Origin of the sequence: Citrobacter sp. C5_2, assembly GCF_014596845.2 — a bacterium.
Taxonomy (GTDB): Bacteria; Pseudomonadota; Gammaproteobacteria; order Enterobacterales; family Enterobacteriaceae; genus Citrobacter; species Citrobacter werkmanii.
On record NZ_CP115032.1, the window covers coordinates 4,493,060 to 4,503,302 of the forward strand.

Consider the following 10,243-nt stretch of genomic DNA (forward strand, 5'->3'; position numbering starts at 1 on the left):
ACGATAGCGCTAGCGCCGGTTAGCCTGATGATAAACCTCATCGCCATCACGTCTGCCCACGGCGATCACAAGAACGACAACCTGCTCGTCCTCGACCTGATAGACCAGACGATACCCGGCACTGCGTAGCTTGATTTTATAACGGTGTAATTTGCCAGACAGGCGGGCGGCAGGGACATGAGGGTTCTCTAGCCGTTCCGCTAGCTTCTTTTTGAACTGCTCGCGTAATGTGGGTGAAAGTTTGCGCCACTCCTTGAGCGCAATATCTAAAAACTCCAGACTATAGGTCATTTAAAGACACCTGTATTCGCTTTCCACCTTCACGTTCGTCGGCGATACGGTTCAGCTCCGCATCTTCTGCCAGCTCCAGCAAATACGCATAGACCGCAGGCGGCACGCAGTAAAACGCTGGCTCATTGCGGTTCAGAATCGCCACCGCTTCACCTTCCCCTGCGTTAACCGTCCCCATCGGGTTACGTTTCAGGTCGGTGATGCTGGCTGCAGTTTTGGTCAGTATGTGAAATGGCATGGTTGTTTCCTCGTTAATGAGGTTTTAGTATAGGCCACAAAAGGTACTTTTAAAAGCATCATTAAAAATGCTTTTACTACACCAAAACCATGGCATTATGGTCTGTTGCCCGGTTAACGGCGCGGAGGTGGTTATAATTAAATTCATTCACTCGTCATAAAAAGATGTTTTACATGGAAAAACATCATATAATTTTTCATATTTATTACTAACTGGGGAGTGATATACCCCAGAATAAAAAACCTTCCATTTATTTTCATGGTGTACACATATAGGATAATATGAAAAATAGCCATCACCAAATTTCTTTTCTTTTAAAAATTTTTCACCAGAATAAAAAGGGCCAGCATAATCCCTATATTCCACTCTACAGACGCATTCTCCCTGCACAGTAATTTTACCTAATGATGTCCCATCTGAATCATGAAAAAAGATAAATTTTCTATCATTTTTATTTACCTGTAATGCACAACCATTCATTCCTGTTGATATGGCCAACGCTCCATTATTTTGAGGAATTGGAACCTCACAACTTCCACCCCCTCCCAATCCATTGGTAACAAAGGGGAAATACCAATCACTACCTGAGTTATTTGTTAATATCAACTTATATATTTTATCTTTTACTTTAACACACTTCACACTACAATTCCCTGAATTTAAAATTACACCTTTAGCAATATCGACAAGAAAAACATACTGTAAGAGTGTCGACTCAGGGTTCGTTCGTAACAAGGCAAGTTTCGTATCACCATCATCAACATCCCATTTAAATGGCCACATATTATTCTCCTTTTATAGATACGACTCAATTAATAACTTGTAATTTTCTCTCCATCACTTCCCCAACCACCAAATTCTCAACATCCCTTGCCCCGACTCCCTTACACTTCTCCATCACCCTCTCGACTAATCCATCCTCCATATTCAACCTCTCTCCCGTCGCCACAAAATATCTCTGCGATAACTTATCCAATTTAGCCAACACAATTCCTTTTAATATTTCTTCATCCAACGCCCGATACGCCACCGTGGTCATCCTTGCCAAAAACGCCGGGCGGAAATGGGTTAATAATTCCTCGCGCAGCGCCTCGTTAAAGCGTTCGCTATTTAATTCAGAAGCCAGCGTTTCCAGAATTAATTCCGCGCCGACGTTGCTGGTCGCCAGCATCACCGTGTTTTTGAAATCGACAATTAATCCGGTGCCGTCTTCCATTACCCCTTTGTCGAAAACGTTATAAAACGCCTCCAGCACATCCGGGTGTGCCTTTTCGATTTCATCGAGCAGCACCACCGAATAGGGGCGACGGCGCACGGCTTCGGTTAACGCCCCGCCGCTGCCGTAGCCAACGTAGCCCGGCGGCGCGCCCTTCAGTTGGCTGACGGTGTGCGCTTCCTGGTATTCAGACAGGTTGATGGTGATCAGATTGCGTTCGCCGCCGTACAAAGCATCGGCCAGCGCATAGGCGGTCTCGGTTTTACCCACGCCGGTTGGCCCCACCAGCAGGAACACGCCGACCGGCTTTTGCGGATCGGTCAGGCCGCTGCGATAGGCGCGCAGCCGCTGGGCGATGGTCTCCAGCGCGGCCTGTTGTCCCATTACCCGTTCGCTCATCCGTGCAACCAGCGTGCGCAGGGCGTGGGCTTCATCGGTCTGCATCTGGCCGATTGGGATCCCGGTCCAGCCGCTGATCACCGAAGCCACCGTGGCGGGATCGACGCAGTCCGGCACCAGCGGCACTTCGTCACGTAGCTGGGCGGCGGCAGTTTCCAGTTTGCCGATCAGCGCCGCGCACTCCACCAGCTCTTGCTCCAGTTCCTCGTCATCGTCCAGCCGCGCGCTGAGATCCAGCATCCGCTGACGGGCGGCCTGTAGCTCGCCGACCCGCTGACGCTCATCCTGCCAGCGTCCTTCCACTTCCCGCGCCTGCTGGTGGAGTTTTTCCGCCTGCGCCTCCAGTTCACACAGTCGGTCGTGATGATCGACGCCCACCAGCAGTTCGCGGTTCAGGCGTTCACTCTCTTCTTCAATGGCCGCCTGCTGCTGACGGATCTCCTCAAGCTGGGGCGGCACGTCATGCTGCGCCAGCGCCACCCGCGCGCAGGCGGTGTCGAGCACGCTGATCGCTTTGTCCGGCAACTGGCGACCAGAGATATAGCGCTGCGAGAGGCGCACCGCCTCTCGGATCGCCGTATCCAGAATTTGTACCCCGTGATGCGCCTCCAGTTTATCGGCCACCGCCCGCAGCATGATTACCGCGCTGTTCTCGTCCGGTTCCTCGATCTGGATACGCTGAAAACGCCGGTCCAGCGCCGGATCTTTCTCAAAATATTTTTTGTACTCCTGCCAGGTGGTGGCGGCGATGGTACGCAGTTCACCACGCGCCAGCGCCGGTTTCAGCAGGTTGGCGGCATCATTACCCCCCTCGGCGCCGCCCGCGCCAATCAGCGTGTGGGCTTCGTCGATAAATAAAATAATCGGCTGCGGGGATTTTTTAACGGCGTCAATGACGCCTTTTAGTCGCTGCTCAAATTCACCTTTCACGCCCGCTCCCGCTTGCAACAAGCCAAGATCGAGCGCCAGCAGAGCGACATCACGCAACGGCGGCGGCACGCTGGCTTCGGCGATGCGCAGCGCCAGCCCTTCGGCGACGGCGGTTTTGCCCACACCTGGCGCACCCACCAGAATCGGGTTGTTTTGCCTGCGACGCAGCAGGATGTCGATGCACTGGCGGATCTCCGCGTCGCGCCCGATGATCGGATCGATCCGCCCTTCCCGCGCGTCACGAGTCAGATCGTGCGTATATTGATCCAGAACCCCGCCTTCACGCTTCGGGGATTCGCCCTTGTCAGGGTCTGCAGCCTCCTCAACGGAGTTGCGACACCAGTTCTGCCACTGGCTTTCCAGCTCCGCAGCCGGAAGCTGTAACAACAGTGGCATTCCCTGCGCCAACTGGCTTCGCAGCCGTTCTCGGGTGAGTAAGGTCAGGAGCAATAAGGCCGAACGAACCAGAGGAATACGCTGGAACGTCGCCTGCAAAATCGCCCCTTCCAGTAGCTCTATCAGGTGTACGGAAAACACCGGCATCCGCGTACAGCCCGTTTTGAACTGCGCCTGAGCACGCTGGATCTCTTCACGTAACGTATCGGTGGAGATAGCCGCGTTGCTCAGGCAATACGCTAAATCACAGTGTTCATCATCCAGTAAAGCCAGCAGCATATGCTCCGGCTCAACGAACCAGTGTCCCTGCGCCCGGCTGCGTTCGGCGGCCTGTTCCAGCGCACGAAAACAAATTGGGTTCAGTCGTTTTACCAGCGCTTTCAAATCCATTTACTGTTCTCCTCAAGATGCTGTTGGCAATGGAACATGGCGGGCTTACGCCCTGCCAGTTGCGCGGTATAACCCAGACGCGGCGGCGCAGCGCAGGTTAAGCGATGATCCAGCGTCAGCGTCCCGCGCATCATCAATTCCAGCGTTATTCCCGCGCCAAACCAGATTTCCGCTAATTTGCTCAGTTGAATAAATCCCCGCCCGCCAGGTAAAAATGTTCGCCACTGCGCGACATTTTCCGCACACAGATGCACCCGTAGCGCCGCATGCTGATTCCATATTCGCCGACCAGCGACGCTATTGCGCCCCAGCCGACACCCGGTCCGGCTTTGAGACGCCAGCGGCAAGGATTGCCAGCGCCCGATAAACTCCTCAATATGAACGGTGATACCGAGCGTTGCCGCCACCAGCGCCACAAATCCCGCCGTTGAACGCCGACGATTCGCCAGCCCGCTGCTTTGCGATAGCAGACGCTGTAGCTGCCCAGACTGAGGCTTTTTTACGGCATCCAGATCAAAACCACACAGCACCCGCATCAACGTAAACCCCGGCGCATCTTCTCGCCTGGCGTAAGGCGTTGCCAGCCGATACAGGCTCAGGCTACGGCAGTGATGTTGAATCAATCGCTGTTGAAACAGATGAATAAAGTCCTGCGACGCGCTGTTTTTATCCTGCGCCGCCTGTTGCAGCCATTCCAGCCAGCCGTAGGGCAGCACCCCATCGGCCCCGCCCGGCCCCAGGCTGTGGACCTGAAGGGTACCGTCGCGCAGCGACACCTCCGCAGGCGCGAACGCCAGCCCCAGTTCCCCCCGCAACGCGGGCGTTTCACCGCTCGCCCGTAAGATGCGGATACACTGCTCGAGCGAAAAGCGCCACGGCTCGCGCCGCAATTGGGCGATTACGCTATCAGCGCGGTCTGTTCGGCTTCTGTCCATAGCGACAGTTCCTCTCCATCTTCCTGCAATACCGTACGAACAAAGCAGTTCGCGGTGGCATTGCGAGCCAGAAAACGGGCGATGATGCCGGCAAATAGCAGTCGGCTATTGCCAGTAAATGATTGTGGTTCAAGCGTTAACGTCACCCGGATGCCGTTATGCCAACCGCGCCAGGCATCACCTCCCCGATGCTCACTGACCCGTTGGCAACGCATCTCGCGAATACCATTAATCTGTTGCCAGACGGCGGGTGACGCGGCGGAAGGGGCGTACAGCACCAGCAGCTCTTTCAGCGACGCCAGCGCCATCTCGCCTTCCACCAGCGACAGGTGATTGAGCGCCAGCGAGGAAAACAACTTCCAGCGCGTGTCCCGCTGTAATGCTGGCTCAGAAGGCGTGGTCGGCGTACCCAATAAATGTACTTGCGCAACCGGGCCCGGCACTTCGAAGGTCAATGGCGTTCCCGCTGTAAGTTGTGCAGCCTGCTCACCGTTGCTGCACCAGAGCGTTGCCGTCAGACTGGTTTCTTCATCCGCCACATACGGGTCAAAACGGCTGTCCACCAGCGTTAGCCACAGCGTATTCCCCTGGTGGCGGTGACGCCGTGCATACCAGAACCAGCGGGCCTCGCTATGTCCCTGGGCTGAGTAGTACGCAGGAACGCGCCAGGCTTTCTCACGGCGACTCATCCACAGCGCCTGTACGCGGTAGATGTGCACATTTTTGTCATGATGATCGGCGACCAGCCGATGCTCGCTCTGGGTATGTTCGACAAACAGCGGCTCTGAGGTGCGAGTGAAAAGGTTTATTACCGGCACGCAGCCCAGACGAATATCGCCAGGTTTAATATGCTGTGCTGCCTGTGGAGCATTGTCGAAAGGGATACACACCGTGATACTGTCGCCCTCGCCCGTCGACGGCAGCGGTAAATCAAAATACATCAGCGTCTGCGGACAGTTCATCCAGGCACTGAGCGCCAGCACGCTGGACTCTACGCCCGGTTCGCTGGGCAAAATCTTTTCGGCATTCAGCAGGCCAATGGGATGTGGGCGCAGCGGCCCAATGACATGGGCGTATAACAAATCAAACAGCGTGGCATTGATTTGCGGCGAACCGCTGAGATGAATGCGCAACTGTGTTACCGCCAACGTTGAGAACTGATGCGGCGGCAGGCAACGTAGCTGAATACGCAATGCGCCACGCGCCTGCGCCATTCCGCTCAACTGCCGGGCCTGTGCGGCATCACACCAGACAACATTTTCAATCTCGATAGGCCATAGCGTTTGCGCCAATGCCGTGCGCCACCAGACCGTTTCTCCACTTTCCGTTTGCGCGTATAACGGCGTTCCGGCAGGAAGCATGTAGCCCTGACTCAGATCGCCCGCCAGCGGATCGGCGGTAAAACAAGCGGTTGCGCAAGAAGGAAAAGGGCGTAACAAATGGGGAGAGAGCTGTTCCAGTAGCGAGTCGCATAGCTCACCAAAGCCGTCATCAAGACGCTGATGCAGCCTGGCACTTTGCAACGCAAAGCCTTCCAGAAGTCGTTCAACATGGGGATCCGGGCAATCGAATTCACTCAGCCGCAGTCGGGAAGCAACATGCGGATGCCGACGAGCGAATTCACCGCTGGCGGTTCGCAGCCATCGTAGCTCTTGCAGATAATCATCAAGCAATCGATCGTCCATTGATCTCCCCTGATACGGGTTATCGCCAACCGCCATTTTGGTACGCCAGTTCCAGCGTTAGCGGTTCGTCGTCGTTCCACAGCATCGCGTCAAGTTGCAGCGCCAGCGTCTGATGATGGGCATCTTTTACGCTCACGATCAGCGCCTGAATCCGGGGCTCATGGCGCAAAATAGCAGCGCGTAACTGACGGCAATACCAACGCAGCACCCGTTCATCGCCCGCGTTCAGCCCGTGCCATTCCGGGACGCCCCAGGCAAGCAGCACCGGCAATGTGTCAGCATCTTCTGCCGCACGGGAGTTGAACAGTCTTCTCAACTCCCGGCAAACCGACTCACGCGGCGTAATGTCCTCATCCATCAGTCTGTCGAGCAGCGCGACGGGTAGTGACATGGGCATTACCTCAAGTTACGGTTTCTTATTCATCGCCATATCCCAAACGGAAGAGACGTTACCCTCTTTCTGACCTCCCAGTTTCTGAGCGGTAATTTCCCATTTAATTTTGGTGAAATTTAGCGACATCGTTTCCACCGGCTTACCGCCGGAACCGCCGCTCACGCTCAGATGCGAGATAATCACGTTATCCAGGGTATACACGATAAGTGGCAGCATTTTGCCGTCATCATTCCGACATAACGTCAACACGGCTTCTTTAATCATCTTCCCGCTGCAGCAGTACTCGTTAAGCTTCGGCGTGGAAAGGTCGACAAACTTGGTCAGCGACATTTCCCCCACGTGCGCCCGTCCGGAGGTGCGTTCGGTGTTACTGACGTCGTTGGTGACCTGCATTGCGACGTTATGGCTGTAGGACATGATCTCTATCTGATCTTTAAATCCATCAACCTGACTTTCGCCTTTGATATCGTCGAGCTTTAAAAAAATCGCATCCATGGTTTATCTCCTTAATGATCAAGCGGCTGCCGGTGGCGGCAGTTCGGCGACCAGACGAATAGAAGTGGTTAACTCTTCTAACTGGAAGTGCGGACGCAGGAATACAACCGCGCGATAGACTCCCGGCTTGCCAGGCACAGCACTTACGTCCACCCGCGCTTCGCGCAGTGGATAACGCGCTTTGATCTCCTGTGGGGCGCTGTCGGTGAGCAGGACATAATCGGCAATCCAGTTGTTGAGGTAGCTTTCGATCTCGTCACGGCTCATAAAGCTGCCAATCTTGTCGCGCATAATAACCTTCAGGTAGTGCGCAAAGCGCGAGGCGGCCAGGATGTACGGTAGCATCGCTGAAGTGCGCGCGTTGGCGTTGGCTTCCGGCGTGTTGTAGATTTTTGCCTGATTAGTCGTTTGTCCACCAAAGAACGCGGCGGTGTTAGTATTCTTTTTATGGCACAGCGCGATAAACCCGAGATCGTTCAACTCTTTCTCACGGCGATCGGTGATGGCTATCTCCGTTGGACAGCGCAGACTGATATCGCCGGATGGCGTAGAGAAAGTATGCGCTGGAAGATCTTCCACCAGTCCACCGCCTTCAGCGCCACGAATCGCCGCGCACCAGCCATACAAGGCAAATGCCTCGGTAATGCGGTTAGCCAGCACCCATGCGGCGTTGCCCCACAGGTATTTACTCGCGTCCATGCCGTTAACATCTTCAACGAAGTTCACCCCTTCTACCGGCACCGTATCCGGTCCGTACGGCAGACGCTGCAACACATGCGGTAACACCAGCGAGACATAGCGGGAGTCATCGCTATCGCGAAAGGCTCGCCATTTAATCAATTCGGTGCTTTCGAAGATCTTCGCCAGATCGCGCGGGACGCCCAGCTCAGCGAACGATCCCATATCAAATAAGCGCGGACTGGCGGCAGCAATAAATGGCGCATGGGCCGCTGCCGCCACCTGGGAGATTTTCTCCAGCAGCGCCACGTCCTGCGGATGTCGACCAAACTCAAAATCGCCCACCAACACGCTGTAAGGGTTGCCGCCGAAAGTCCCGTATTCATCTTCATACAGTTTTTTGAACAACGTGCTCTGGTCAAACTCGACCGCTTTTTCCAGATCGTCCTGCAACTCCTTACGTGACACATTCAGCAGACGCAATTTCAGCCGGGTGCTGGTTTCGGTATTCATCACAAATTGATGCAGGCCACGCCAGGAGGCTTCCAGTTTCTGCATCTCCGGGTGATGTAATACTTCATTCAACTGGTCGCTGATGAGCGCGTCAATCTGCGCGATGCGGTGGTTGATCATCGCTACGGTATCGCTTTCAATCACCATCCCTTCATCAAGAATCTGCGTAGCCAGTTCTTCCAGCATGTCACGCGCGTAGGTCTGCTGTAGCTCATCGCGCGCCATTCGCCCTTCCTGAATAATGCGGTCCAGCACGCTCAACGTAACGGTTTGCCCACCGGTTTCAGCTTGTTCCTGAACATTGTCCATTGTTCTTCCCCTTTTTAGTTACGCGTTGTCAGTCGGTTTTTCTTCAGCAATGGGTCTTAACGCCTGAAGCTCAGCGTTGTCATTGACTACCTGCTGCAACAACGTATCCAGATCGTCGTTACCATCCAGTTTGGTCAGCAGGTCGCGTAAGCGTTGACGGGCAAGAAAAAGACGTTGGAGGGGTTTAACCTGATTAATGATATTGAGAGGAGAAAAGTCGTCGAATTCGTTGAAGTGGAGTTCTACGTTCAGCTTACTGCCATCATTAGCCAGACGATTTTCAACCTGTATCGCCAGACGAGGCGAGGCAGAAGAGAGTACATCGTCGAAATTATCACGATCGATTTCAACAAAACGGCGCTCACGTAATTTAGCCGGTGGAGATGCTGGATGCCCGGATAGATCCGCTAAAATACCAACAACCAAAGGAAGTTCTTTTTTCTCAATCGCGCCACCAGTTTCCACGTCATAGGTTATTTGCACGCGCGGCGGCCTAATACGGTTGAGTTTATGCTGAATGCTCTCTGCCATATTTAATCCTTTTTATTGCAATAGTATCCCTGGTGCTATTTTTGCCGCACCATTATTCGAAAATAGATTTTCCTGAATAACTACATGCAATATAAAAAACACAACAAAAAATAAATATCAACATAATTTTTCAGTTTTTATACCAGGATCGCCGCTTTGATAAAAATCAAAAGCAATTAAATAACCAACTAAAATCAATAAGATACAAAACAATAATCACTAAAATGATATTTTCAACAAAACTAATTCACCACGTGAATAAATCAAGCAAAACGTTTTTTATTTTATAATCCGCGCTGAATAATGATTTAAATCAAAAAACAAACTTCAACCATTAATTACCGTTCTTATGACAATATAAAAGGACTTTATATGAAAAGCGGCATATGCCATTCGGCCATATTAATATTATTCAGTACCTTAACGTTACTGAATAGCGGCTGTTCATTGTGGCAAAACCGTGTGGCATTTAATGATGTAATTATTGAAACAGTTCCGGATGCCAATGATAACGCACCGGTAGCAGTAGATATTGTCGCTATTACCGATAGCGCACTGTTACCCACCGTCCAGTCACTCTCCGCGACACAGTGGTTTAATGCCAAATCACAATTATTGCGTGATAACCCTGACGGATTTCGCGTCTGGTCTCTGGAACTGGTGCCAGGTTCACGTTTTGTTGCGCAAGAAAATCCCCTGCAGGGCGTTACGACAGAAGCAACGCTACTGTTTGCACGTTATCGCAGTGAAGGCGATCACCGGCTCCGGCTGGATAAAGTCAGTTCACTGCATCTGCTACTGATGACGGATGAGGCAATTCTGGCGCCCTGAACAAGGAAGATA

11 protein-coding genes are annotated in these 10,243 nt (G+C 53.1%); 1 reads left to right on the forward strand and 10 read right to left on the reverse strand.

Annotation, left to right across the window (positions count from 1 at the left end):
* Positions 1-9 precede the first annotated feature (9 nt).
* From ICA20_RS21840 to tssB, 10 genes are all read right to left on the reverse strand, one after another.
* Positions 10-291: a type II toxin-antitoxin system RelE/ParE family toxin gene (locus ICA20_RS21840; protein WP_038636706.1), complete on the reverse strand. Its 282-nt coding sequence runs from the start codon at positions 289-291 to the stop codon at positions 10-12.
* Positions 281-529 carry a plasmid stabilization protein gene (locus ICA20_RS21845; protein WP_038636704.1) on the reverse strand — a complete coding sequence of 83 codons (249 nt, stop codon included), beginning with the start codon at positions 527-529 and terminating at the stop codon, positions 281-283. The genes ICA20_RS21840 and ICA20_RS21845 overlap by 11 nt, the downstream gene beginning before the upstream one ends.
* A gap of 147 nt (positions 530-676) precedes the next feature.
* Entirely contained in the window at positions 677-1,312 is a 636-nt protein-coding gene (locus tag ICA20_RS21850) for a hypothetical protein (RefSeq protein WP_129694863.1), read from the reverse strand.
* A 25-nt stretch (positions 1,313-1,337) separates the two neighbouring features.
* Positions 1,338-3,860 (reverse strand): type VI secretion system ATPase TssH, encoded by a 2,523-nt coding sequence (tssH, locus tag ICA20_RS21855; RefSeq protein ID WP_038636701.1) that lies wholly within the window; start codon positions 3,858-3,860, stop codon positions 1,338-1,340.
* Entirely contained in the window at positions 3,851-4,795 is a 945-nt protein-coding gene (locus tag ICA20_RS21860) for a type VI secretion system baseplate subunit TssG (protein ID WP_038642979.1), read from the reverse strand. Before ICA20_RS21860 ends, tssH begins: the two co-directional genes overlap by 10 nt.
* Entirely contained in the window at positions 4,759-6,480 is a 1,722-nt protein-coding gene (tssF, locus tag ICA20_RS21865; protein ID WP_038636699.1) for a type VI secretion system baseplate subunit TssF, read from the reverse strand. Before tssF ends, ICA20_RS21860 begins: the two co-directional genes overlap by 37 nt.
* A gap of 19 nt (positions 6,481-6,499) precedes the next feature.
* Entirely contained in the window at positions 6,500-6,877 is a 378-nt protein-coding gene (tssE, locus tag ICA20_RS21870) for a type VI secretion system baseplate subunit TssE (protein WP_038636696.1), read from the reverse strand.
* 9 nt (positions 6,878-6,886) lie between these two features.
* The gene (locus tag ICA20_RS21875; protein ID WP_038636693.1) at positions 6,887-7,369 is read right to left on the reverse strand and encodes an Hcp family type VI secretion system effector; all 483 of its coding nucleotides are present in this window, start codon (positions 7,367-7,369) and stop codon (positions 6,887-6,889) included.
* An 18-nt stretch (positions 7,370-7,387) separates the two neighbouring features.
* Complete coding sequence (tssC, locus tag ICA20_RS21880) at positions 7,388-8,869, reverse strand: type VI secretion system contractile sheath large subunit (protein WP_038636689.1); 1,482 nt, start codon at positions 8,867-8,869, stop codon at positions 7,388-7,390.
* A gap of 18 nt (positions 8,870-8,887) precedes the next feature.
* On the reverse strand, positions 8,888-9,400 hold the full coding sequence (tssB, locus tag ICA20_RS21885) for a type VI secretion system contractile sheath small subunit (protein ID WP_038636686.1): 513 nt from the start codon (positions 9,398-9,400) through the stop codon (positions 8,888-8,890).
* Between the two features lie 372 nt (positions 9,401-9,772).
* On the opposite strand from tssB, the gene ICA20_RS21890 reads away from it, so the two are divergent.
* Entirely contained in the window at positions 9,773-10,231 is a 459-nt protein-coding gene (locus ICA20_RS21890; RefSeq protein WP_038636684.1) for a hypothetical protein, read from the forward strand.
* Positions 10,232-10,243: the final 12 nt, after the last annotated feature.